This window comes from Nocardioides sp. NPDC059952 (genome assembly GCF_042730435.1).
Lineage (GTDB): Bacteria > Actinomycetota > Actinomycetes > Propionibacteriales > Nocardioidaceae > Nocardioides.
Genome location: NZ_JBHWLY010000038.1, coordinates 19,684 through 44,242 on the forward strand (window position 1 = coordinate 19,684; position 24,559 = coordinate 44,242).

Consider the following 24,559-nt stretch of genomic DNA (forward strand, 5'->3'; position numbering starts at 1 on the left):
AGGCGGTATGGAACGTTTACCTCTACTTGGTAATTGCGATGCCGTGTCGCACGGACATCCGGCCACTGGGTGTCCCTAGCGTCATGAAGCGCACGCGGACGTGTCGTAAGCGAGTGTTTCCGACTCATAGACCGCGTTGCGATCAATTCGAATTGACGACGAAAGGTATGAAATGAGCAAGAAGACAGGGCTGCTCCGCCGCACCGCGGCCGTCGCCGCCTTCTCGGGTGTCGCCTTCGCACTGACCATGGGAGCAGCCGAGGCCGCTCCGGTCACCGCTGACACCACCACTGCCGTCAGCACCGCGACCGCGGACCTCTCTCCCTCGTCCGAGAAGGCCTGGGCCGACTTCATCCTCGGCGGCTCGTACATCACCGGCGGCGCTGCCCAGATGGTCAGCGGTGCCTGGGTCGGCGCTCCCGGCCTGATCCTCGCCGGCGCCACCGGCTCCCCGATCACCCCGGAGCAGGCTGCAGCCTGGGCGAACTGGGACGAGGGCGGGCAGAAGATCGGCGAGGGTGCCGCGATGATGGTCGCGGGTGCCTACGTCGGCGCGCCGGGCATCATCCTCGACCAGATCGCCGGCGGGGCGACCCCGGGCGACCTGTCGCCGGCCGAGCTCGAGCAGGTCTCGTTCCTCATCCCTGAGGGCAGCCCGGCGCTCGACGGTGTTCCGACCGAGCAGATCCCGAACCCGATGGCTCCTCTCGGCTCCTTCTGAGAGCCGGCATGACCGAGGCCGACCGATCGTAGCTCCCACCACGATTCGATCGGCTCCGTCCACAGATGGCCCAGGCGTGCACTCCTGCACGGCCGGGCCATCTGCGCATTTACGCACCTTCAAACAAGAACGTTGCAGTTTGTCGAAAATTACGTCATTACATTTCATTCGTCACTATTTGACATGAAATCAGCCGTGTCGAGTTGCCGTGACAACCGTTGATGCTCCTAGCATCACTTCCCGGATGCGAACGTATCGATACTGCATCGATCCGGGGGTCGCGTCCGTGCGTGATGTTTCAATTCGAATTGATCGATGAAAGGTACGAAATGAACAAGATGACAGGGCTGCTCCGCCGCACCGCGGCCGTCGCCGCCTTCTCGGGTGTCGCCATCGCACTGACCGCCGGTACCGCCACGGCGGACGAGGGCACCCACCACAACCGCACCGAGGCCGAGTGCATCGCGGAGAACTCCTCCGGCGCCTCGGACCTCTCGCCCTCGAGCCAGAAGGCCTGGGCCAGCTTCATCTGTGGCGCCGGCCAGGCCACCGGCGGCGCCGCTCGCATGGTCTCCGGCGCCTGGGTCGGCGCCCCGGGCCTCATCCTGATGGGTGCCACCGGCGACGAGCTGAGCCCGGCGCAGAAGAAGGCCTGGGTGAACTGGGACGGTGGCGCGCACCAGGTCGGCAACGGTGCCGCCCTGGTCGTCTCCGGTGCCTACGTCGGTGCCCCGGGCATCGTCATGGACAAGATCACGGGCGGGGCGCTCCCGAGCGAGCTGTCCGACAGCGAGCTGGACCAGGTCTCCTTCCTGCTCCCCATGGAGAACCCGGCCCTCGACGGCCTCCCCGTCGGCGCGGTCCCGAACCCGATGGCTCCTCTCGGCTCCTTCTGAGGTAACTGACCGTGGCCGAGTGATCACCCCCTACCGACCGCTCGGCAACGGCACACAGGTGGCCCTGGGCGTGCATTCGTGCACAGCCAGGGCCACCTGCACGTTTTCCGTCAGGTTCAGTCTTCAGGTTCAGTCGTACGCCAACGGCTCCTCGATCACGTCCATCACCGCTCTGGCGATCCAGTAGTGACGGCCGCCTCGACCCGACCGGCCGGCCGCCTCGATCCACCCGCGCCGCTCGGCGTCCTGGATCAGGTTGCGGGCACCCTGGTTGGTCAGGCCGGTCGCGTCCTGGACGCGCTTGACGGTCAGGTAGGGGTTGGCGAACAGCAGCGTGACCAGCCCGGACAGGTTGGCGCGGGAGGTGGCGGCCTCGTCGAGATAGCTCTCCCGGAGCGCGACCAGGCGCTCGGATCTGGTCGTGGCGTCCTCGGCCGAGCGTCGCACCGCGGTGAGGAAGAACTGCAGCCACTGCTGCATCTCACCACGCTCCCGGACGCTCTGCAGCCGCTGGTAGTAGGTCTGGCGGTGGGCCTCGATGTAGCCCGAGAGATAGAGCAGCGGCGTGGTCATCCGCCCCTCCTCCATCAGCATCAGGTTGATCAGCAGCCGCCCGATGCGCCCGTTGCCGTCGAGGAACGGGTGGATCGTCTCGAACTGGTAGTGCATCAGCGCGCACCGCACCAGCGTCGGGCTGAGGTCGGGGACGTTGACGTACGCCTCCCAGTCGGCGATCAGCTCCGGCAGGTCGGGAGGGAGGGGCGGGACGTACGCGGCGGTCATGGGGTTGTCGGTCGGCGACCCGACCCAGACCGGGGTCCGCCGGAACTCACCAGGGTGGCGCTCGTGCCCCCGGACGCCGGTCAGGAGCGTCTTGTGGAGCTCGAGGACGAGCCGTTGGCTGAGCGGCCAGCTCTCGATGAGCTCGAAGCCCTGGCGGGTCGCGGCGAGGTAGGCCTTGACCTCGGCGACGTCCTCGCTCCTGGTCGCCTGACCGCTGACCTCGTCCTGGAGGACCTCCTCCAGCGAGGTCTGGGTGCCCTCGATCCGGGAGGAGGCGACCGCCTCCTGGGTCAGGTAGGGCCCGATCAGCAGCTCGGGATCCTGGATCAGCGCGCTCACTCCCTGGAGGCGCCCCAGCGCGGCGTCGGCGTCCGAGAGCGCCTTCACCGTGAGTGGCTGTAACGCCAGGTCACGCGGGATGTGGGCGGGGCGGTAGTACCAGTAGGCCCACTTGTTCCCCGGTTCACGGGTCGCCCGGCCGAACTGCGGAGCGTCGTACCTCTCCGGATCCATGGCCGGTCAACTTACCACTCAGAGATCGTTCGAGTTGGAAGTTGACGGGAACCTCCAAGTGGCTCTTGGAAGCTGCCCGCCAACATCCAACCGTCCCCTACGATCCACGCGTGAGAACGCGTGCTCGACGGGCACCGGCGATCCTGATCGCCTCGCTCGTCCTCCTGCTGGCGGTCGGATTCGTGCTCGCCACCCAGGTCTCCGGCTTCCTCGGGATCAGCGCCGAGCCGGTCGCGGCAGCGCCCGAGACGGCGAGCGTCGCGCCGGCACGGACGGCGACCGCACCCACCGTCGGCCGGGTACAGCTGGCCGAGGACGAGGCGGGTCCCCGGGTCCGGCACGCGGCCGCGGCGTTCCGGAAGGCCGTCGACGACTCCGGAGCCGAGGCCGACGGCACGCTGACCGTGGCGACGGGGACCGACCTCGGCGAGGGCGCCGGGCCCGAGGCCTACCGGGCCACGAGCGACGGCCCCGACATCCACCTCGAGGCCACCGACGCGGCGGGCGCCGCAGCCGGGCTCTTCCAGCTGGCCGACCGCGTACGCACGGCCCGTCCGCTCCTCGCCCCCGACGAGGACGGCGAGGTGCAGCAGCCGGACCTCCCGCTGCGCCTGGTCGACAAGGGTGCGGCCGGCGTTCCCGGGAAGGCCACCGACTGGCGTACGGGCGAGGAGTACTCGCACAACAGCGGCCAGTTCTCCGACGCGATCCTCTCGGACGCCCCGTTCGTCGACACCGAGGCGCTCGCCGAGGACGCCGAGCAGTTCCGGACGTACGTCGATCATCAGCTCGCCCGGGGCTACAACGGCATCGTCATGCCCGGATTCCTCGAGTACGTGACGTTCGACCGCTTCGGGGACGGTGACGAGTTCTATGGCGACGAGATCTATCCGACCGCCGAGGATCCGCACGTCGCCAGAGCGCTCGCGATGCGCGAGCACTTCGGCTCGATGTGGCGCTACGCCCACGACGCCGGGATGAGCGTCTACCTCGGTACCGACATGCTCGCCCTGTCCACGCCGCTCCAGCGCTACCTCGACGAGCACGGTCTCGACGCCGAGGACCCGGAGCTCTGGGACATCTACGCCGCCGGGCTCGAGGAGCTCCTCGCCGAGATGCCCTACGTCGACGGGTTGATGATCCGCATCGGCGAGGGCGGCCGGATCTACCAGCTGCCCGGCTGGGACTACTGGTCGCAGATCGAGGTCACGACGCCCACGGCGGTCAAGGCGATGCTCGACGCGTTCACGACCGTCGCCGAGCGCCAGGATCGAGAGATCATCTTTCGGACCTGGAGCGTCGGCGTCGGCGCCGTCGGCGACCTGCACACCAACCCCGCCTCGTACGAGGAGGTTCTCGGTGACGTGCACAGCGATGCGCTGATCGTCTCGACGAAGCACGTCGCCGGCGACTTCTACTCCTTCCTCCCCTTGAACCCGACCCTCGAGGTCGGCGGCCACCGGCGCATCGTCGAGCTGCAGAGCCGGCGCGAGTTCGAGGGGTTCGGCGCGCTCCCGAACGACCTGGCTGCCGCCTACTCGGCGGCCCTGACCCACCTGGTCACGACCAACCCCGACATCGAGGGGGTGTGGACCTGGAACCAGGACGGCGGCCCGATCCACGCCGGGCCGCGGACGCTCTACCTCCGCGAGGGCTTCTGGCAGCTGTGGGACCTGAACTCGTACGCAGCCTCACGGCTCGCCTGGGACACCTCGGCCGATCCGGGCGAGATCACCGCCGACTGGGCGCGCGAGACGTTCAGCTCAGACCCGGACACGGTGCAGGCGATCGGGGAGGCGATGGCGCTCTCGCGCGAGGCCGTGCTCGACGGGCTCTACATCGAGCCGTTCGCCGAGAACCGGGTGCGCGCGCTCGGTCTCGAGATCCCGCCCCAGACCTGGCTGTTCGAGTGGGACATCGTCACCGGCGACACGGCCGTCCTCAGCAGCGTCTACGCGATCAGCAAGGACCGCCTGGAGGAGGCCGCCGAGGGCGGCCGGGACGCGATCGAGACGGCCGAGTCGATGCGGCGGATCATCGCCGGGACCGATCCGTCGACCTGGCGAGATCCCTTGCTGCGCAAGGAGCTCCTCGCCTCGATCGACTACGAGATCAACCTGTTCCGTGTCCTCGACGACTACCGCGCGATGACGATGTATCACGCCGAATGGCTCGACGCCGGAACATCCCAGGCACGCGAGCGATGGCAGTCGGCGCGGGCGGCGTTCGAGAAGTCCCGCGCGTCTCACGTGTCGACCTACGGCGACGACCAGGCCCACCCCGCCTTCCAGTTCACCGCCGCCGACATCGGGGCGAGGCGGGCCGACCGGGATCCGGCGATGGCCTGGCTCGCCCGTGGGCTGCTCGTGCTCTCCGTGGCCGGGCTGATCCTGGTCAGGCCGTTGCGGATCGCGGTGACTCGGCCGTGGCGGTTGGGGCGGGCGTTGCGGGAGGTGCCGCCGCGACGCTGGGAGCGGGCGGCGGTCCTGGTTCTGCCCCTGGTGGTGCTGGTTCTCGGCCGGGCGACGCTGACGTGGTTCGCAGCGCCTGCGCATCTCGTCGTGACGCTGGGCGCCTGGTTGCTGTTCGCGCTGACGCTACGGCTCCTGATCGGGCGTCGCGACCCCTTCGCGCTCTGGGCGGTCGTCGGCGGGATCGCCCTGGTCCGGTCGGTGATCCTGATGGCCGCCCTCGCCAACCGCGGACCGGGGCGCTACTGGTATCTCTTCTGGACCGAGCCGGCCCCCCGGACGTTCTACATCACCGTCGCGTTCGCCGGTTTCGGCCTGCTGTTCGTCGCCACGGCGCTGGCTCTGCGAAGTGCCTACGGGTTCACTCGTCGGGCCGCCGTAGGACGCGTCCTGATCGCGGCCGGGGTCCCGGTCGTCCTCGGCGGCGCGGGTGTCGCGATGATGGGCACCGAACGTGCCCTGACCGTCTGGAACGACCAGCTGGCGCTCATCCCCTGGGGGCTCTCGCGCATCCTCGGCATCACCGTGCATCTCGGCATCCCGACGAGCCTGCCCTGGTTCGCCGTCGGTTGCGGAGCGGCCGCCGCGCTGGTCGGGGTCGGCCTGAGCGCGCGGCTTCGGCGCTAGTCTGGCCAGGTGCAGTTCGGCCAGTATCCCGCTCCACGCCACACGATCGCCCACCTCTCCGACACCCATCTCTACGCCGGTGACGAGCGGCGGATCTACGGCAAGGTGGACCCCGCGCCCGGGTTCCAGCGGGCCCTGGCGCGGCTGCGCGGGATGCCCACGCCGCCGCAGGCGATCGTCTTCACCGGCGACCTCGCCGACCTGGGCGAGCGCGGTGCCTACGTGCGTCTTCGCGAGCAGGTGGAGCCGGTCGCGGCCGAGTTCGGCGCGGAGATCGTCTGGGTGATGGGCAACCACGATGAACGCGAGGTCTACTCCGAGGTGCTCTTCGGGGAGGCCTCGGACGCCCCGCAGGGTCGCGTCCACGAGGTCGCGGGCCTGCGGATCATCGCCCTGGACACCACCGTGCCCGGCTGGCACCACGGCGACATCGACGACTCGCAGCTCGAGTGGCTGGCCGGGGTGCTGAAGGAGCCGGCGCCACACGGCACGCTGCTGACGATGCACCATCCACCGGCGCCGCTCCCCCTCAACGATGCCAGCGTGATCATCGAGCTCGACGGCCAGGACCGGCTCGCCCCGGTGCTGGCGGGCAGCGACGTACGCTCCATCCTGGCCGGTCACCTGCACTACTCGACCAACACCACCTTCGCCGGCATCCCGGTCTCGGTCGCCTCCGCGAGCTGCTTCGCCGCCGCCCCCGCGACCGCCGACCGGTTCTCCTCGGCCGTCTCCGGCCACCAGGCGATCTCGCTGGTCCACCTCTACGACGAAGGCGCCGGTGGCGTCCCCGGTGCCCCGGTCGTGCACACCACCGTGCCCACCAGCGAGTCCCCCGAGGTCGCCGGCTTCCCGTCCTCGGTCGTCGAGAAGCTGGCCGCGATGACCGCCGCCGAGCGACGCGACCTCTTCTCCCGCAAGGGCAAGGCCGCGCGCGCCCTGCGGCGTCAGCTTCGAGACTGACCCGCGCCGCCTCGATCTCCGCCTCGAGGCTGATGTGGGCGTACGTCCGGGCCCGCAACGATGGCTGCGAAACGTCAACGACGACAGGAGCAGCCATGTCTCGGACCATCGTCCGCACGGGCGCCGCAGCGATCGCCGCGGTGCTTCTTCCTCTGACGGCCGTGCCGGCCGCGTACGCCCAGCCCGATCCCGATCCTGATCGCGGGGCCGCGGCCTTAGCGCCGGACCCGACCGCGCTGACCCGGGAAGCGACCGCGATCGCCGAGCGGGCGGCGGCCAAGCAGCAGGGGTTCAAGACCCGCTCGTCGACTCCGGCTGCCGCCGAGCTCGACCGAGCCGTCGACGCGGTCGTCGCCGACGGCGCCCTCGGCGTCACCGCCCGGGTCGAGGCTCCGGGTCTGACGTGGACGGGGACAGGCGGCGTACGCGAGGCGGGCACCGAGCGCGACGTCCGGGCCTTCGACAGGTTCCACGTCGCCAGCAACACCAAGACGATGATCGCGACCCTGGTCATGCAGGAGGTCGAGCGCGGCACCTGGAGTCTGGACACCCCGGCCGAGGACGTACTGCCCGGGATCTTTCCTGCCGGCGTCACGATCGAGCATCTGCTCAGCCACCGCTCCGGGGCCCCGCGCGGCCCCGAGGAGCTGCTGCTGACCCGCGTCGAGGACCCCGACTCGTTGGAGCAGCTCATCGACGCCGTCGGTCAGCACTACACCGAGGCCGAGCACCTGGCCGCGATGCGCTCGGTCCCCTGGCTCTTCGAGCCGGGCACCGACTTCTCCTACTCCAACTACGGCTACGTCGCCCTCGGCGTCATGCTCGAGAAGGAGACCGGCCGAGATCTCGATGACCTGCTCCACCGGCGCATCTTCTGGCCGGCCGGCATGCTCCGCACCGACTACCCGAAGACCTCGCACAACCGCGGACCGTTCCTCGAGGGTGCGGCCAAGATCGACCAGACCGGATGGCGGGCCCTGACCGACCTGGACCCGAGCGTCTTCCACGCCTCCGGCGCCGCGACCAGCACCACCCGTGACCTGGCCTCGCTCAACGAGGCGCTGCTGACCGGTGAGCTGGTCTCACCGGCCTCGGTCGACGCCATGCTCCCCCCTCGCTCGGGCAGCGCCGACCCCGATTACGGACTGGGCATCTATCGCGTCGCCGACCCCTGCACGGAGGGTGAATACCTCTACGGCCACGACGGCGCCCACTTCGGCACCCAGTCGATCAACTGGAGCTCGCGCGACGGCGAACGTCAGGTCACCCTCGCCTGGACCGGCCGCGACTACACCGGCGCCACCGAGCCGCCCTACGACCTCGGCCTCCTGCTGGAGCCGATGCTGCTCGCGACCTGCTGAAGCCCGGTTCGCCGTCGCCCGGTCAGGGTCGCAGGATGCGGCGCTCAATGGCCGTGGCGACGGCGCCGGCTCGGGTGTCGACGCCGAGCTTGGTGTAGATGTGGGAGAGGTGTGACTTGACCGTCGCCTCGCTGACCAGCAGCTCGCGGGCCATCTCCTTGTTGCCCAGGCCCTTGGCGAGCAGCCGCAGGATCTCGACCTCGCGCGGGCTCACCTTCGGTGCCGGCGAGGCGGCCCGCTGCAGCAGCCGGGTGGCGACCGAGGGCGCCAGCACCGTCTCTCCTCGTGCGGTGCCCCGGATGGCGCGGAACAGCTCGTCGGGCGGCGCGTCCTTGAGCAGGTAGCCCGCCGCACCGGCGTCGACGGCGTCGAGCACGTCGGCCTCGGTGTCATAGGTCGTCAGCACCAGCACCTGCGGCGGCGACGGCAGCTCGCGGACCAGCCGGGTGGTCTCCGCACCGCCCGGTCCGTCGCCGAGGCTGAGGTCCATCAGCACGACGTCCGGCTTCGTCTCGCCGACGACCGCGACGGCCTGGGCCGAGTCGGCCGCCTCGCCGACCACGTCCAGGTCGTCCTGGGCATCGACCAGGGCGCGTACGCCTGCCCGGACGACCGGATGGTCGTCCACCAGCACCACCCGGATGCGTTGCTCAGCCACGACGTTCCTCCCCCTGAGTGGATGCTGCCTGTCCGGCCGCGAACGAGGCCGCGAGCACCGTGCCCTCGCCCGGGGCGCTCTCGATGACCAAGTCTCCACCCAGCAGGCGGGCGCGGGCCCGCATTCCGGCCAGGCCGTGTCCGCGCAGCCCATCGGACTCCTTCAGTCGGGCCGGCTCGAACCCGGTCCCGTCGTCGCGTACGTCCAGGGCGACCGCGCCCTCGTGGAACGTGAGGGAGACGACCGCCGTGGTCGCGCCGGCGTGCTCGGCGACGTTGGCGAGGGCGCCGCGCAGGGTGCGGACGACGGCCGTCGCGACGCGGCCGCCGACCTCGTGCGGGTCGCCGTGGACGTGGACCGGGACGCTGAGCCCGGTGGTGGCGGCGACGTCGTCGGCGACCTGGCGTACGGCGGTGACCAGCGCCGATCCGCCGGTCAGCTCGGTGGGGGCGAGGTCGCGGACGACCCGTCGCGCCTCGTCGAGCGAGGAGCGGGCCATGGCGGCCGCCTGGTCGACGTGGCCACGGGCATCGGCCGGGCGCGACTCCCACTCCTGGTCGGCCGCCTGGAGCAGCAGGTTGATGCTGGTCAGGCCCTGGGCGACGCTGTCGTGGATCTCCCGGCTCAGCCGGGCACGCTCGGCCACGACACCGGCTCGGCGCTCGGCGTCGGCGACCTCGTCCTGAGCCGCCTCGAGGTCTGCCAGGAGCGCGCGCCGGGTGACCGCGTCGCGCTCGAGAGCCCGGTAGGCGGTCACCGCGAGCACGGCCACACAGACCGGCCCGAGGAGGACGGTCGGGTCGGCCAGGCCGGTCATCCGGCTCCAGGCGACCGCGACGACCGCGACCAGGAACGCTGTGGCGGCCACCGCCCACCGGAACGGTAGGATCCGCAGCGCGAGGAAGACCAGCGGCACCGCGGCCCACGAGAACGACGGCGCGATCAGCGCCAGCACCGTCCAGCAGGCGACCACAGCGGCCAGCCACACGACCGCGGCCGTGCCGGCGAGACGGCGGCCCGCGGCGTACGCGATCAGGAGGAGGGCGGCGCCGGGCAGGACCACCTCGGCCTGGTCGCCGAAGCCGTGCCCCTGCAGATAGCGAGCGACCGAGGCGACGACGAGCACCACCAGTGAGATGTGGAGCCAGCGGTCCAGCAGCGACTGGCCGGCCAGGATCCCACCGGCTCGCGAACTGGGTACGGCGTCGGTTGACATGGTCGTTCCAGGCTAGGCCGGTCACGAGGTCCAGGCATCATCCGATCGGCTATCCGGAGTGTCGCCGGACGGCTATCCAGACGTCGCCGGTCACCCGATGCCCGGGCCCCTCTCCGGCAGCGATGGTTGATGCATCAGCCCGAACAACCGGAGGAGAACCACCATGCGTACGTCCCGAATCGCCGCCCTCGCCGCCCTCGCCGCCCTCGCCGGCCTGGCCGGCATCGCCGCCACGGCCACCCTGTCCGTCGCCGGCATCGGCATGGGCAGCGCGGCCAACGCCGCTCAGGGCCACGGCCGACCGGCGAGCTACCTGCTCGAGGGCGACCCGTCCGCACAGGGCGGCTCGAAGTTCGAGGGCATCGGCGTGGACCAGGAGTCGGGCCGGTTCTACGTCAGCGAGGTCACCGGCGGCGAGATCCAGCGCGGCTCCGCCGACCGTGCCCAGGCCGAGGAGTGGCTGGCCGGTGACGGCACCGACGGCCGCTACACCGCCCGCGGGATCACCGTCGACGACGAGGGCCGCATCTACATCGCCGGCGGCCCGAACGGCACCGGCAACGACCGTCCCGACCTGTGGGTCTACAGCCCGTCGGGCGAGCTGTTGGCCGCGCTCCGCGTTCCCGACAACGACGCGTTCCTGAACGACGTCGCGATCGGCCCGGACGGGGCTGCGTACTTCACCAACTCCAACGACCCCACGATCATCCGCGTCGCCGAGGGTGTCGACGGCTGGGAGGCGACCGAGTGGGCCGACGGCAGCTCGTTGATCACCCGTCAGGAAGGCTTCAACCTCGGCGGCATCGTGCTCAGCCAGGACCGCTCCGCGTTCGTGGTCGCCCAGGGCAACACCGGGCAGCTGTGGCGCTTCTCGATCGCGACCGGCGAGGTCAGCGCGATCGACACCGACGGCGCGAACCTGCGCAACGCCGACGGCCTGATCCGGCAGGGCCGCGACCTCGTCGTGATCCGCAACTTCGACAAGCAGATCGTGCACCTCGAGCTGAACCGCTCCGCGACCTCGGCCGACCACGTCTCCTCGCGCGCCACCGACCCTGACCGCGTCCTCACCACCGGGAAGCTGCTGAACGGCCGGATGCTGCTGGTCGACAGCCACTTCGACGAGCAGGCCGCGCAGGGGCCGTACGAGATCGTCACCGCACGGATGCCGCGATGACCGTCTCTCCCCTGCGGTGGTCGCCGGCCGCCGCCGCGCTGACCGTGCTTCTGGCAGGCTGCGCCGCGGCGCCGCCGGAGACCGCCGAACCGTCTCCATCGAGCTCTCCGTCGAGCTCGGCTCCCGCCCCGACGACAAGGGCGGAGAACACCCCCGACCCCGAGGAGCAACAGCGGATGAACGCAGAGCTGATCAAGGCCGCGTGGGACAACGACGTCGCCCGCGCCCGCGAGCTGATCCAGGCCGGTGCGGACGTCAACCACGAGGACGACACCCAGCAGAGCGCGTACCTCATCGCCGCGAGCGAGGGCTACGTCGACCTGCTCGACCTGACCCTCCGCAACGGCGCCGAGATCAACGCCAAGGACTCCTACGACGGCACCGCGCTGATCCGCGCCGCCGAACGCGGCCACGCCGACATCGTGGGGCGTCTGGTGAAGGCCGGGATCGACCTCGACCACGTCAACAACCTGGGCTGGACCGCGCTGCACGAGGCGGTCGTCCTGGGTGACGACGGCCCGGACGCGGCCGACACCGTGCGGGTGCTCGTCGCGGCCGGCGTGGACATCTCGATCGAGGCCGGCCGGGACGGGAAGACCGCCCTGGAGCACGCCGAGGAGCGCGGTTTCGACGCGATCGTCTCGACGCTGCGTACGGCTTCTTCCCGGGTCGCCGATGGTGATCCTCAGCTTCTGCGGGCCGCTTCGGCCGGCGATGCGGACTCGGCCGCGGCGGCCCTCCGGGGTGGCGCCGATCTGGAGGCCAGAGACGGCAACCGGCGTACGCCGCTGCTGCTCGCCGTCACCGACGACCACCTCACCACGGCCCGTCTGCTCGTGCACCTGGGTGCCGACCCGGACGCCCTCGACGGCCAGCACGACACGCCCTGGCTGGTCACCGGTGTGACCGGGAGCGTCCCGATGGCCGAGCTGCTGCTCGGCGTCGACCCGGACCTGACCGTACGCAACCGCTACGGCGGTCTCTCGATCATCCCCGCCAGCGAGCGCGGTCATGCCGACTATGTCGAGCGGGTCGCTCGCACCAAGATCGACCTCGACCACGTCAACGACCTCGGCTGGACCGCACTCCTCGAGGCAGTGATCCTCGGCGAGGGCTCCGACCGCTGGCAGCGGGTCGTCCGCAGCCTGCTCGAGAACGGCGCCGACCCGAGCATCGCCGACCGCGACGGCGTGACCCCGCTCGAGCACGCCCGCAACCGCGGGTTCACCGAGATCGCGCAGATCTTGGAACAGCACAGCCTCGAGCAGCACGGCGGCTGACCCCGCCGCGGCGCCCCATGCTCGGGGCCCTGACCGGTTCCCCCGCCGGTCGGGGCCTCGATCCATTCCAGAAGTAGCCCTTGACCTTGACGCAGCGTCATACCCGGACAGTGGTGCTCACCGAAACCAGCGAAGAGGAGCACCACCATGAACGCAGTCATCATCGCCGTCGAGCTAGCAGCCGCCGCGGCGTTCCTGAGCATCCCGATCGTGCGGCACCGTTACGGCGCCCGTGCCATGGCCGACGCCGAGGCCGAGCTCGCCCGTCAAGGCGTACGCACCAGCGCCCTGCGCGAGAACGGCATGCGGTTCGACGCCAGCGGGCACGAGTGGTGGGCACCTGGCGGCATCGCCTTGTTACTCGTGACGGCGGCGGGTCTCACCCTCGCCGGGTTCGACTGGATGCGCCCGGTGAATCTGGTGGTGCTGTCGCTGCTGTTCCTCGGCAACTGCGTCATCGTCTACAGCAACCTGACCGCGGTGCGTTCGGTGCAGGCCGCCTTCCGCCGCAAGAACGACCCCGAGCTGGCCGGCGTCGATGTTCCGGCCCTGCTCCAGGTCGCCGAGGCGGGCTTCCCGGACTGGACCTGGACCCTCCAGAAGGCCCGCAACACCATCGTGTTCGCCGGCTCGGCGCTCGGCCTGATCCTGCTGGCCATGGCCTGATCAGCTACCGCGGCCCTGACCGGCCCTCGCCGGTCGGGGTCTCGTCCCGGGTGAACGTGAGCTGTTGGACATCGATGTAGCCGGCCGCGAACCCGGCCCGGGAGTACTCCAGGTAGAAGTGCCACATCCGCAGGAAGGTTTCGTCGAACCCGAGCTCCCTCACCTCGTCGGCGCGGTCGCGCAGAGCCTGGTCCCAGCGCCGCAGGGTCTCGGCGTAGTGGGGACCGAAGGAGAGCCGGCTACGCACCCGGAGTCCGGTGTGCGCCTCGGTCACCTCGGTGATCGCCTCGGTCGAGGGCAGCAGCCCACCGGGGAAGATGTACTTGGTGATCCAGGTCTCCGTGTTCCGGGTGGCCAGCATCCGCTCGTGCGGCATCGTGATCGCCTGGATCACCGCGGTGCCGCCCGGGGCCAGGACCTCGTCGATCTTCGCGAAGTACGCCGGCCAGAACCGTTCCCCGACCGCCTCGATCATCTCGACCGAGACCACCGCGTCGTACGTCCCGACCACGGCGCGGTAGTCGCGCAGCTCGACGTCCACCCGGTCACCGAGCCCCGCCGCGGCGATCCGCTGCCGGGCAAGCGCGGCCTGCTCGACGGAGAGGGTCACCGAGGTGACCTGCGCACCCCGGGCGGCGGCCCGCAGGGCCAGCTCTCCCCAGCCGGTCCCGATCTCCAGCAGACGGGTGCCCGCGTTGACTCCCGCCTCGTCGAGGATCCGGTCGATCTTGCGGTGCTGTGCGGTCGCCAGGTCCTCCGTGGACGGCAGCGAGGAGAACAGCGCCGAGGAGTAGCTCATCGTGGGGTCGAGGAAGAGCGCGAAGAAGTCGTTGGACAGGTCGTAGTGGTGCCCGATGTGCTCGCGCGCGTTCTCCGGGGTGTTCAGGTCCTTCGCCCCACGGCGCCGCTCATAGACCGCGCTCGCCCGTTGTGCCCATCCGGGCAGCAGACCCGTGACGTCGCGGCACAGGACGGTCAGCGTCTCCCCCAGCTCCCGGGCGTCCCAGGCACCGGTCAGGTACGCCTCGCCGAAGCCGATCAGCCCGTGCCGGCCGACCCTGGCGTAGAACTCCTCGGGCCGGTGCAGCACGATGTCGGCCGGGCTGCCGTCCTCGCTCACGCTGATCCCGAGCCGCCTCGTGGCGGCCCGGAACAAGGTCGCCGCGGCCACCGCGGCGCCACGGGCCACCGGGCCTGTGGGCATCTCCGCCAGCATCGGCCAGCGGTCGCCCTCCAGGGCCTGGGCGGTGGGGGCTTCGATGGTCTTCATCAGACACCTTCCTGGTGGTGCGGCGGCCGTCTCCGGACCGGTAGGCGACGTAGCCACAGCGCTACGCCGTGTATGCGGATCCAGACCGCGCCGAGAAGCGCGGCGGGAGCGGAACGGAGCGTGTCCCCGAACCGCCCTTCGACCCGGGAGCCGCGGACGGAGGCGTCGAAGACGGTCCCGTCCTCGGTGGTGAGCCGGACGGCGACCCGGAGTCGCCCGTCGGGTGGCGGCACGGTCAGCTCGTAGTGGCCGTCGACGCCGTGGAACGGCGAGACGTACATCGCCTTGGCGACCTGTGCCCGATGCCGCTCGTCGGGGTGGACGAGGTAGGCGTGCCGGTCGCCGTAGGTGTTGTGCACCTCGACGACGGTGGCCAGCGGCTCCCCGGAGGGGGCCGTGCACCAGTAGACGCTGATCGGGTTGAAGCTGAACCCGAAGGCCCTCGGCTGGGCCGCCATGAGCACCCGCGCGTCGGCCAGGTCGACGTCGTGGAGCTTCAGGAACGCGGCGAGGTTCTCCCGGATCGAGAGCTCGGGATCGCCGAGATGGTCACGTGCCTCGAAGCGGCCGAGGGGCCCGCGATCGGGTAGCCGGTCCAGGTCGACCACCTGCCAGTGGGAGCGGTGCACGAACCGGTTCCGCAGCGGCCCCCGCCGGGTGTGGCTGATCGTGGTGCGGTACACACCGGTCGCGTCGGGCCGCTCCGCGGGGGTCGTCCAGGAGAGCCCCAGCCGCTCGGCCGCCCGGGCCCCGGAGCGGGCGCCGTCCTCGTGGAACCCCCAGCCGCGCCAGGCGCCGGCGAAGACCAGCGCGTCGGAGTCGAGCTCGTCGGCACGCTGCTGGGCCGCCACCGACTCCGGGGTGTAGAGCGGATGCTCGTACTCCATGGTGGCGATGACCTTCGCCGGGTCGATCAGGTCGGCTCCACCGAGCGTGACCAGGTGACGTACGCCTCCGGGGGCCGGCAGCCGCATCAAGCGGGTCAGGTCGTAGGTGACCGTGACCTGGCCGCGGCCGGGGCGCTCGAGGTAGTTCCACGAGGACCGGACGTGCTCGCTGTCCGGGAGCAGGCTGGTGTCGGTGTGCAGCTGAGCCTGGTTGGCGGAGTACGGGAACCCACCCAGGATCTCCCGCTGGGCCGCCGTCGGCTCGCCGAGCATCGCCAGTGACTGTCCCGGATGAGTCGCCAGCACGGCGGCGTCGAAGAGCTCGGTGTGACCGTTGCCGTCGGTGACCTCGACACCCGCGCGGGTCTCGACCACGTTCACGACCTTCGTCGAGGTCAGCACCCGGCCGCCGCGGGCGCGGATCGCGGCGGCGACCCTCTCGACGTACGTCGCCGAGCCGCCGGTGACCGTGCGCCAGCGCGGCGATCCGAAGACCTGCAGCATCCCGTGGTGACCGAGGAACTCGAAGAGGTAGCGGGCCGGGTAGCTCAGCGCCGTGTCCGGGTCGCACGACCACACCGCAGCGACCAGCGGGGCCATGAAGTGGCGGCGGAAGTACGGGGTGAACCCGTGCTCTTCCAGGAACGCCTCGAGGGTGCGGTCGTCGGGCTCCTCTCGTGCGAGCAGAGTGCGAGCGGCGCGATGGAACCGTGGGATCTCGGTGAGCATCCGCAGGTGCGCCGGGCGGAACGCACGGCGGTCGGGCAGCACCCCGCGCAGCCCGCGCGCACCGGCGTACTCCACGCCCGCGGCCTCCGAACGCACCGACATCGACATCTCCGAGACCTGCGTCGGCACGTCGAGCTCGGCGAAGAGACGGAGCAGCGTCGGATACGTACGCCGGTTGTGCACGATGAACCCGGTATCGATCGCCAGCTCGCTCCCGTCGGGCGCGGTGACGCGGTGGGTGTCGGCGTGACCACCCAGCCGGTCGTCGGCCTCGAAGAGCGTGACCGTGCCGTGCCGCGACGCGATGTACGCCGCGGTCAGGCCGGCCACACCACTGCCCACCACCGCGATCCGGCGGCGTTCGTGGTCGGGACTGCTCATCGGGCTCCTCGGGGGTCGAAGCGGCGACCGGCGCAGAGGCGCCGTCACCCGGTCTTCGGCCACCGGGGCGAATCGGATTGGGCCCGGCCGTCGTCTTTTTCGCCGGCCCGAGGAGCGTCAGCCGCGACCGGCGTAGGGCATCCCGGTCGCGAGGATGGTCATCGTGGGCACGCTGACGCCGAGCGGCAGCTGGGCCATGGCAACGACCGCGTCGGCGACGTGCTGCGGGTCGAAGGTCGGCTCGGGGCGTACGGTGCCGTCGGCCTGGCGGGCGCCGGTGGCGATGCCGGCGGTCATCTCGGTGGCGGCGTTGCCGATGTCGATCTGACCGACGGCGATGTCGTGGGCGCGGCCGTCGAGGGCGAGCGCGCGGGTGAGGCCGGTGATCGCATGCTTGGAGGTGGTGTAGGCCGTGCTGCCCGGACGGGGCACGTGCGCCGAGATGGAGCCGTTGTTGATGATCCGCCCTCCGTGCGGGGACTGCCGCTTCATCTGGGCGAACGCCTCACGGGCGCACAGGAACGAGCCGGTGACGTTGACGGCGAGCGTCGCGGCGAACTCCTCAGGCGCGATCTCGTCGACGTCGCCGCTCGGCCCGAAGGTGCCGGCGTTGTTGACCAGCAGGTCCACCCGCCCCCACATCCCCACGACCGCGGCGAACGCCGCCTCCACCTCGGCGGCGTCGGTGACATCGGTCGGCAGCACGAGGGACCGCGCCATCACCGACGCGGTCTCCTCGAGCGAGGCCTTGGTGCGCCCGAGCAGGGCGACCTGGAAGCCTGCCCCGTCCAGGGCCCGGGCGATCACCCTGCCCAGGCCCGAGCCGGCACCGGTGACGACGGCGACCGGCATCACGTGAACTGCCGCGACAGGACCGCGTGCCGGTTGACGTCCTTGTAGAGCAGGTAGCGGAACCGGTCGGGCCCACCGGCGTAGCAGGCCTGCGGACAGAACGCCCGCAGCCACATGAAGTCGCCCTCCTGCACCTCCACCCAGTCCTTGTTGAGCAGGTAGACGGCCTTGCCCTCGAGGACGTAGAGCCCGTGCTCCATCACGTGCGTCTCCGGGAACGGGATCGCGCCACCCGGCTCGAAGCTGACGATGTTGACGTGCATGTCGTGGCGTACGTCATCGGGGTCGACGAACCGCTGGGTCTTCCAGGCGCCGTTGGTGCCGGGCATCTCGCCGCCCTCGACGTCGGTCTCGTTGGTGACGAACGCCTCCGGCACCTCGATCCCCTCGACCCGCTGGTAGGCCTTGCGGATCCAGTGGAAGCGGGCGACCTGGTCGCTGGTGTTGTGCAGCGTCCAGGTGGAACCGGGCGGGAGGAAGGCGTACCCACCGGGGGTGAGGTCGTGCTTCTCCCCCTCGACCGAGAGCGTCAGCGCGCCCTCGACCACGAACAGGACACCCTCGGCATCCGGGTCGAGCTCGGGCTTGTCGCTGCCGCCGCCGGGCGAGACCTCGACGATGTACTGCGAGAACGTCTCGGCGAAACCCGAGAGCGGCCGGGCGATCACCCACAGCCGAGTGCCCTCCCAGAACGGGAGCTTGCTGGTGACGATGTCGCGCATGGTGCCACGCGGGAGCACGGCGTACGCCTCGGTGAACACGGCCCGGTCGGTGGTCAGCTCGCGCTGCGACGGGTGGCCGCCGGTCGGGGCGTAGTAGCGGCCAGAAGGGTTGTGTGCTGCGCTCATGGTCGGGCTCCTTCTCGGGTGACTCGGGTGAGCAGCCGGCCCTGGGGCGCGGCCTCGATGTCGATCTTCTCGCCACGCAGCCAGGTCTCGCGGACGACGCCGGCGAGGGATCGGCCGTGATACGGCGTGACGGCGTTCTTGTGGTGGAGCTTCGCGGCGTCGACGACGTAGGAGTCCTCGGGCGCGAGGACGGCGAAGTCTGCGTCGTAGCCGACCGCGATCTGCCCCTTGGTCGTCAACCCTGCGTGGCGGGCCGGCGCCTCGGACATCCAGCGGGCGGCGTCGGCGAGCGCGAACCCGCGCGCCCGGGCCTCGGTCCAGACCGCCGACAGGCCGAGCTGGAGCGAGGAGATGCCACCCCAGGCGACCCCGAAGTCGCCGCTGTCGAGCGCCTTCAGGTCGGGGGTCGAGGGCGAGTGGTCGGTGACGACCATGTCGATGACGCCTTCGCGCAGGCCCTGCCAGAGCAGCTCGCGGTTGGCCGCCTCGCGGATCGGCGGGCAGCACTTGTACTGCGTCGCGCCGTCGGGGATCTCCTCCGCGGCGAAGGTCAGATAGTGGGGGCACGTCTCGGCCGTGATCGGGACGCCGTCGCGGCGGGCCGAGGCGAGCATCGCGAGCACGTCGGAGCTGGAGACGTGCAGGATGTGGACGCGGCAGCCGGTCCACCGGGCCAGCTCGATCACCTGGGCGATGGCCAGGTTCTCCGCGCCCCGCGGCCGGCTGTGCAGGAATCTTTCGTACGTCCCGCCCGCTGCCTCCGGCGCGTGCTCGATCGCGTGCGCGTCCTCGGCGTGGACGATCAGCAGACCGTCGAACGAGGCGATCTCGCGCATCGCCAGCTCGAGCTGTGCACTGTCGAGCGGCGGGAACTCGTCGACGCCCGAGTGCAGCAGGAAGCACTTGAACCCGGAGACGCCCGCCTCGTGCAGAGGTCGCAGCTCGGCGACGTTGCCGGGGATGGCGCCGCCCCAGAAGCCGACGTCGACGAAGGCCTGGCTCGCCGCCGTCTTGCGCTTCAGGTCGAGCGCCGGCAGGTCGCAGGTGGGCGGGATGCTGTTGAGCGGCATGTCCACGATGGTGGTGACTCCGCCGGCGGCCGCGGCACGGGTCGCCGAGGCGAAGCCCTCCCACTCGGTCCGGCCCGGGTCGTTGACGTGCACGTGGGCATCGACGACGCCCGGCATCAGCACCTCGTCGTCGGCGAGCTCGACCACGCGGGCCGCGGTCAGGCCTGGCTCGACCGCCATGATCTTCCCGTCGCGAACTCCGACCGAGCCTGCTGTCTCACCCTCCGGGGTCACCATCCGCGCCGCCCGGATCACGACATCGAGATCTCGACTCACACCGTCACCTCCGCATCATCGACTGCCACCACCCGGGTCCGCTGGCGACCGAGGCCACCGACCTCGGCCTCGACCACGTGCCCTTCGCGCAGGAAGGGCCGGGGCTCGGGCCGCAACGCTGCGACCCCGCCAGGTGTCCCGGTCAGCACCAGGTCACCGGGCTCGAGTGTCATCAGCGTACTGAGGTAGGCGAGGAGCTCGCCGACGCTGTTGGCCATCCGGGCGGTCGAACCACGCTGGCGTCGTTCGCCGTCGACCCACAGCTCCAGGGCGAGGGCCTGCGGGTCGTTCACGGCGTCGGACGTGACGAGCCACGGCCCGATGGGGGTGAACGTGTCGGCACACTTCCCCTTCGCCCAGGTCGGCCCGGCCGCGATGCGCGCCCGCTCGCTGACGTCGTCGGCGGTGAGGTAGCCGCCGACCGCGGCCAGGGCCTGTCGTGGATCCGGGCAGCGGGACAGCCTTCGCCCGATCACCACACCCAGCTCGACCTCGTAGTCGGTCATCGTCGAGCCCGGCGGAAGCTCGATCGCATCGTAGGGACCGACGATCGTGGTCGAGGGCTTGAGGAACACGACCGGCTCGTCCGGGATCGCGACCCCTGCCTCCTCGGCGTGGTCCTCGTAGTTGAGGCCGATCCCGACGATCTTGCCCGGCCGCGCCACGGGTGGTCCGATCCGGGTGCCGTCGGGGACTCTCGGAAGTACGCCCGCGGCGACCGCCTCTCGGACCGCGGCGAGCCGCTCGGGGTCGCCGAGCAGGTCTCCGTCGATCGCCGGCACGACGGCCGACAAGTCTCGGAGCACGTCGTGGTCGTCTAGGGCCGCGGGGCGCTCCGCGCCCGGCGCACCCACGCTCAGCAGTCTCATGCGTCCTCCTCGGATGCTGACCGAGTTACCTCGGTCTCGTTGCACTCCCCTCGCGGAACTCCATGAAGGAGGTGACCGCTCGCCGAGTTACCTCGGTGAGCATTCCGACGCTCGCTCATGCCGCCTCCTCGGATACCGACCGAGTTACCTCGGTCTCGCTGCAGTCCCCTCGCGGAACTCCACGAAGGAGGTGACCGCTCACCGAGTTACCTCGGTGAGCATTCCGACGCTCGCTCATACGTCCTCCTTGACGAGATGGTCGGCGGCGATCCGCTCTGCGATCTGCTCGAGCAGGGCCGCTGCATCGCTCAGGCAGCGCTGCCGGTCGGGTTCGATGTCCATCAAGGCGTACGCAGCACCGATCCCGGCCGCCCGCAGCCGGTCGTGGTCGAGGTGGTTGACCCCGCAGACCGCCACGACCGGGACACCGGCGCGTGCAGCCGCGGCGGCGACCCCGGCCGGGGCCTTGCCGTGCAGGGTCTGCTCGTCGAGAGCCCCTTCGCCGGTGACGACGAGGGCCGCGCCCTCCAGCCCCGAGCCGAAGTCGACCAGCTCGAGCACGAGGTCGATCCCGGAGCGCAGCTCGGCGCCCAGGAGGGCGACGGCGGCGAAGCCGACACCGCCGGCAGCACCTGCGCCGGGGTGGTCCCGGAGGTCGGTGCCGGTCTCCTCCGCGACAACCGAGGCCCAGTGGCCGAGGGCGGCATCGAGGCGGCGCACCTGGTCGGGGTCGGCACCCTTCTGCGGCCCGTAGACCGCGGCCGCGCCGCGGGGCCCGGTCAGCGGGTTGTCGACGTCGCAGGCGACGGTGATCTCGACCCCGGCGACCCGGCGCAACAGAGCGGTGAGGTCGAGCCGGGCCACGTCCTCGAGGCCGACGCCGCCATCGGCCACCGGAGCGCCCGAGGCCCCGAGCAGCCGGACGCCGAGCCCGCGGAGCAGACCCGCTCCCCCGTCGGTGCTGGCGCTGCCGCCGATGCCGAGCACCACCCGGCGACAGCCGGCGTCGATCGCGGCCGCCATCGCCTGACCGACCCCGAGGCTGGAGGCGCCCAACGGGTCCGGCGCCCCGGGAAACCGGGCGAGCCCGGCCGCGTCGGCGAGCTCGACGACGGCGGTGTCATCGCGACGGGCGTACGCGGTCCTCACCGGTGACCCGGTCGGTCCGGTCACCGTGACCGGGACGAGGTCGAACCCGGCGGACTCGGCCGCCGCCAGGGTGCCGTCGCCGCCGTCAGCGACGGGGATCGCGTCGACGATGACGTCGGGACGTCCCCGGCGTATCCCCGCGCTCACCGCCGCCGCGACCTCGGCAGCGGTGAGCGATCCCTTGAACTTGTCGGAGGCGATCAGCACACGGACCATGACTCAGTCCAGCGGGACGAGCGCGGTCGGGGCGTGCTCACCACGCTCGGCCAGCTCCTCGAACTCGACGACGCCGTCGATCTCGAGGCCCATCGAGACGTTGGTGACCCGCTCGAGGATGACCTCGACCAGCACCGGCACCCGATACTCCGCCTGGAGCGCCTTGGCCTTCTCGAAGGCGGCACCCAGGTCGGCTGGGTCGGTGACCCGGATCGCCTTGCAGCCCAGCCCCTCGGCCACCTTGAGGTGGTCGACGCCGTAGCCGTCGACCTCGGGGCTGTTGACGTTCTCGAAGGCGAGCTGGACGCAGTAGTCCATCTCGAAGCCGCGCTGGGCCTGACGGATCAGGCCGAGGTAGGAGTTGTTCACGACGACGTGGATGTAGGGGATGTTGAACTGGGCGCCGACCGCCAGCTCCTCGATCAGGAACTGGAAGTCGTAGTCGCCCGAGAGCGCGACGACCTGGCCGTCGGGGACGGCGGTCGCGACCCCCAGGGCGGCCGGGAGGGTCCAGCCGAGCGGGCCTGCCTGGCCGGCGTTGATCCAGTGCCGTGGCTGGTAGACGTGCAGCAGCTGGGCGGCCTGGATCTGGGAGAGACCGATCGTGGTGACGTACCGGGTGCCGGTGCCGAAGGCGCGGTTCATCTCCTCGTAGACCCGTTGCGGCTTGATCGGGACGTTGTCGAAGTGGGTCTTGCGGTGCAGAGTCCGCTTCCGCTCGGCGCACTCCTCGGCCCAGGATGCCCGGTCCGGGAGGCGCCCGGCGCCCGCCCACTCGCGAGCGACCTCGACGAGGATCTCCAGCGCCGCGCGAGCGTCGGAGACGATCGAGTAGTCCGGTGCGAAGACCCGGCCGATCTGGGTCGGCTCGATGTCGATGTGCACGAACGTACGTCCGGCCGTGTAGGTCTCGACCGAGCCGGTGTGGCGGTTGGCCCACCGGTTGCCGATGCCGAGCACGAAGTCGCTGGCCAGCATGGTCGCGTTGCCGTAGCGGTGCGAGGTCTGCAGCCCCACCATGCCCGCGTTGAGCCGGTGGTCGTCCGGGATCGTGCCCCAGCCCATCAGGGTGGGGACGACGGGGACGCCGGTGACCTCGGCGAGCTCGACCAGCAGGTCGGCGGCGTCGGCGTTGACCACGCCACCGCCCGCGACGATCAGCGGGCGCTCCGCGGCCAGCATCATGGTGAGCGCCTTCTCGGCCTGAGCGCGGCTGGCCGCCGGCTTCGCGATCGGCAAGGGTTCGTACGTCTCGATGTCGAAGTCGATCTCGGCCAGCTGGACGTCGAGCGGCAGGTCGACCAGGACCGGACCGGGACGCCCCTCGCGCATCAGCCGGAACGCCTTCTGGAAGGTGCCCGGGACTTGGGCGGGCTCCATCACGGTGACCGCCATCTTGGTGAGCGGGCCCGCGATGGCAGCGATGTCGACCGCCTGGAAGTCCTCCTTGTGGAGCTTCGCGACCGGCGCCTGGCCGGTGATGCACAAGATCGGGATCGAGTCGGCGGAGGCCGAGTAGAGACCGGTGACCATGTCGGTGCCGGCCGGGCCGGAGGTGCCGATGCAGACACCGATGTTGCCGGCCTTCGCCCGGGTGTAGCCCTCGGCCATGTGCGAGGCGGCCTCGACGTGGCGGGCGAGCACGTGGTGGAGACCACCGTGCGCACGCATCGCGCTGTAGAACGGGTTGATCGCGGCACCGGGGAGGCCGAACAGCTGGGTCGCGCCCTCCTTCTCCAGGATCAGGACGGCGGCGTCGACCGCGCGCATGCGTGCCATCTCAGTTCTCCTTCTCGGTGACGGAGCCGCTCAGCCGCTCGACCCCGCGCAGCAGGGCGGAGTGGTCCAGGCCGCCGTCGCCGTTGGCCCGTGCGCTCGCCATCAGCTGGGCGACCAGCGAACCGAGCGGGACCACGACGCCGGCCTCGCGGGCGGCTGCCGTGAGGATGCCCATGTCCTTGTGGTGCAGGTCGATCCGGAACCCGGGCTGGAAGGAGCGGGTCAGCATGTTCTCCTTCTTCTGGTTGAGCACGCTCGAGCCGGCCAGCCCGCCACCGAGCACCTCGAGGGCGGCCTTCGTGTCCACGCCGTACGCCTCGAGGAAGACGACCGCCTCCGAGAGCGCCTGGATGTTGGCGGCGACGATGAGCTGGTTGGCCGCCTTGACCGTCTGGCCGGCGCCGCTCGGGCCCACGTGCACGATCGTCTTGCCGACGACGTCGAAGAGCGGCTTCGCGGTGGCGAAGTCGTCGGCTTCGCCACCGACCATGATCGAGAGGGCCGCGTTCTTGGCACCGGCCTCGCCACCGGAGACCGGGGCGTCGAGGATGCGGAAGCCACGCGCCGTGGCCTGCTCGGCGAGCGCCGCGCTCACGTCGGGCCGGATGCTGGAGAAGTCGATGATCAGCGCGCCGGCGGGGGCTGACTCGAAGACGCCGGCCTCGGCGGTGAGCACCTCCTCGACGTGGGGCGAGTCCGGCACCATGATGCAGACGACGTCGGCGTCGCGGCAGGCGTCGGCGGTGGATTCGGCTGCCCGGCCGCCCGCCGCGGCCAGGGCCCGGGTGCGCTCGGGGCTGTGGTCGAAGCCGGCGACGGTGTGACCGGCGCCGGCCAGGTGGGCGGCCATCGGGCTGCCCATGATGCCGAGGCCGATGAAGGCGATGGTGGTCATGATGAT

Annotated in this window: 20 protein-coding genes; 8 read left to right on the forward strand and 12 right to left on the reverse strand. The window is 70.9% G+C overall.

Going from position 1 to position 24,559, the window contains the following annotated elements; all coding sequences use genetic code 11:
* Window positions 1-172: 172 nt before the first annotated feature.
* Both ACFV9G_RS17765 and ACFV9G_RS17770 read left to right on the forward strand, forming a co-directional pair.
* Window positions 173-721, forward strand: coding sequence for a type III effector (locus tag ACFV9G_RS17765; RefSeq protein WP_378728818.1), 549 nt, complete (start codon window positions 173-175; stop codon window positions 719-721).
* A gap of 329 nt (window positions 722-1,050) precedes the next feature.
* Window positions 1,051-1,617, forward strand: a complete 567-nt coding sequence (locus tag ACFV9G_RS17770) for a type III effector (RefSeq protein WP_378728819.1) — start codon at window positions 1,051-1,053, stop codon at window positions 1,615-1,617.
* A gap of 129 nt (window positions 1,618-1,746) precedes the next feature.
* Here ACFV9G_RS17770 and ACFV9G_RS17775 read toward each other — a convergent pair whose 3' ends face one another.
* Window positions 1,747-2,913: a Fic family protein gene (locus ACFV9G_RS17775; RefSeq protein ID WP_378728820.1), complete on the reverse strand. Its 1,167-nt coding sequence runs from the start codon at window positions 2,911-2,913 to the stop codon at window positions 1,747-1,749.
* Window positions 2,914-3,023: 110 nt separating this feature from the next.
* Here ACFV9G_RS17775 and ACFV9G_RS17780 point away from each other — a divergent pair, with 110 nt between their 5' ends.
* The 3 genes from ACFV9G_RS17780 (at window position 3,024) to ACFV9G_RS17790 (ending at window position 8,335) form a co-directional block, all read left to right on the forward strand.
* Window positions 3,024-6,011, forward strand: a complete 2,988-nt coding sequence (locus tag ACFV9G_RS17780) for a hypothetical protein (protein WP_378728821.1) — start codon at window positions 3,024-3,026, stop codon at window positions 6,009-6,011.
* A gap of 9 nt (window positions 6,012-6,020) precedes the next feature.
* A complete protein-coding gene (locus ACFV9G_RS17785) occupies window positions 6,021-6,974 on the forward strand; it encodes a metallophosphoesterase (RefSeq protein WP_378728822.1) in 954 nt (317 codons plus the stop codon).
* Window positions 6,975-7,069: 95 nt separating this feature from the next.
* Window positions 7,070-8,335 carry a serine hydrolase domain-containing protein gene (locus tag ACFV9G_RS17790; protein ID WP_378728823.1) on the forward strand — a complete coding sequence of 422 codons (1,266 nt, stop codon included), beginning with the start codon at window positions 7,070-7,072 and terminating at the stop codon, window positions 8,333-8,335.
* A 22-nt stretch (window positions 8,336-8,357) separates the two neighbouring features.
* Here ACFV9G_RS17790 and ACFV9G_RS17795 read toward each other — a convergent pair whose 3' ends face one another.
* Entirely contained in the window at window positions 8,358-8,993 is a 636-nt protein-coding gene (locus ACFV9G_RS17795; protein ID WP_378728824.1) for a response regulator, read from the reverse strand.
* Window positions 8,986-10,209, reverse strand: a complete 1,224-nt coding sequence (locus ACFV9G_RS17800; protein WP_378728825.1) for a sensor histidine kinase — start codon at window positions 10,207-10,209, stop codon at window positions 8,986-8,988. Before ACFV9G_RS17800 ends, ACFV9G_RS17795 begins: the two co-directional genes overlap by 8 nt.
* Window positions 10,210-10,372: 163 nt before the next feature.
* Here ACFV9G_RS17800 and ACFV9G_RS17805 point away from each other — a divergent pair, with 163 nt between their 5' ends.
* The 3 genes from ACFV9G_RS17805 to ACFV9G_RS17815 all read left to right on the forward strand — a co-directional run bounded on the left by ACFV9G_RS17805 (window position 10,373) and on the right by ACFV9G_RS17815 (window position 13,332).
* Window positions 10,373-11,386 (forward strand): SMP-30/gluconolactonase/LRE family protein, encoded by a 1,014-nt coding sequence (locus ACFV9G_RS17805; RefSeq protein WP_378728826.1) that lies wholly within the window; start codon window positions 10,373-10,375, stop codon window positions 11,384-11,386.
* Window positions 11,383-12,666, forward strand: a complete 1,284-nt coding sequence (locus ACFV9G_RS17810) for an ankyrin repeat domain-containing protein (protein WP_378728827.1) — start codon at window positions 11,383-11,385, stop codon at window positions 12,664-12,666. The genes ACFV9G_RS17805 and ACFV9G_RS17810 overlap by 4 nt, the downstream gene beginning before the upstream one ends.
* A gap of 147 nt (window positions 12,667-12,813) precedes the next feature.
* On the forward strand, window positions 12,814-13,332 hold the full coding sequence (locus ACFV9G_RS17815; RefSeq protein WP_378728828.1) for a hypothetical protein: 519 nt from the start codon (window positions 12,814-12,816) through the stop codon (window positions 13,330-13,332).
* Window positions 13,333-13,336: 4 nt separating this feature from the next.
* Here the strand turns inward: ACFV9G_RS17815 and ACFV9G_RS17820 are convergent, their stop codons facing one another.
* The 9 genes from ACFV9G_RS17820 to ACFV9G_RS17860 form a co-directional block, all read right to left on the reverse strand.
* Window positions 13,337-14,602 carry a class I SAM-dependent methyltransferase gene (locus ACFV9G_RS17820; protein WP_378728829.1) on the reverse strand — a complete coding sequence of 422 codons (1,266 nt, stop codon included), beginning with the start codon at window positions 14,600-14,602 and terminating at the stop codon, window positions 13,337-13,339.
* Window positions 14,602-16,599 carry an FAD-dependent oxidoreductase gene (locus ACFV9G_RS17825; protein WP_378728830.1) on the reverse strand — a complete coding sequence of 666 codons (1,998 nt, stop codon included), beginning with the start codon at window positions 16,597-16,599 and terminating at the stop codon, window positions 14,602-14,604. The genes ACFV9G_RS17820 and ACFV9G_RS17825 overlap by 1 nt, the downstream gene beginning before the upstream one ends.
* Window positions 16,600-16,716: 117 nt before the next feature.
* Window positions 16,717-17,451, reverse strand: coding sequence for an SDR family oxidoreductase (locus ACFV9G_RS17830; protein WP_378728831.1), 735 nt, complete (start codon window positions 17,449-17,451; stop codon window positions 16,717-16,719).
* Window positions 17,451-18,299, reverse strand: a complete 849-nt coding sequence (locus tag ACFV9G_RS17835; protein ID WP_378728832.1) for a bifunctional allantoicase/(S)-ureidoglycine aminohydrolase — start codon at window positions 18,297-18,299, stop codon at window positions 17,451-17,453. Before ACFV9G_RS17835 ends, ACFV9G_RS17830 begins: the two co-directional genes overlap by 1 nt.
* Window positions 18,296-19,645 (reverse strand): allantoinase AllB, encoded by a 1,350-nt coding sequence (gene allB, locus ACFV9G_RS17840; RefSeq protein ID WP_378728833.1) that lies wholly within the window; start codon window positions 19,643-19,645, stop codon window positions 18,296-18,298. Before allB ends, ACFV9G_RS17835 begins: the two co-directional genes overlap by 4 nt.
* The gene (locus ACFV9G_RS17845; RefSeq protein WP_378728834.1) at window positions 19,642-20,514 is read right to left on the reverse strand and encodes a fumarylacetoacetate hydrolase family protein; all 873 of its coding nucleotides are present in this window, start codon (window positions 20,512-20,514) and stop codon (window positions 19,642-19,644) included. The genes allB and ACFV9G_RS17845 overlap by 4 nt, the downstream gene beginning before the upstream one ends.
* A gap of 234 nt (window positions 20,515-20,748) precedes the next feature.
* Window positions 20,749-21,879 (reverse strand): glycerate kinase, encoded by a 1,131-nt coding sequence (locus ACFV9G_RS17850; protein WP_378728835.1) that lies wholly within the window; start codon window positions 21,877-21,879, stop codon window positions 20,749-20,751.
* 3 nt (window positions 21,880-21,882) lie between these two features.
* Entirely contained in the window at window positions 21,883-23,658 is a 1,776-nt protein-coding gene (gcl, locus tag ACFV9G_RS17855) for a glyoxylate carboligase (RefSeq protein WP_378728836.1), read from the reverse strand.
* A gap of 1 nt (window position 23,659) precedes the next feature.
* Entirely contained in the window at window positions 23,660-24,553 is an 894-nt protein-coding gene (locus ACFV9G_RS17860) for a 2-hydroxy-3-oxopropionate reductase (protein ID WP_378728837.1), read from the reverse strand.
* Between the last annotated feature and the right edge of the window lie 6 nt (window positions 24,554-24,559).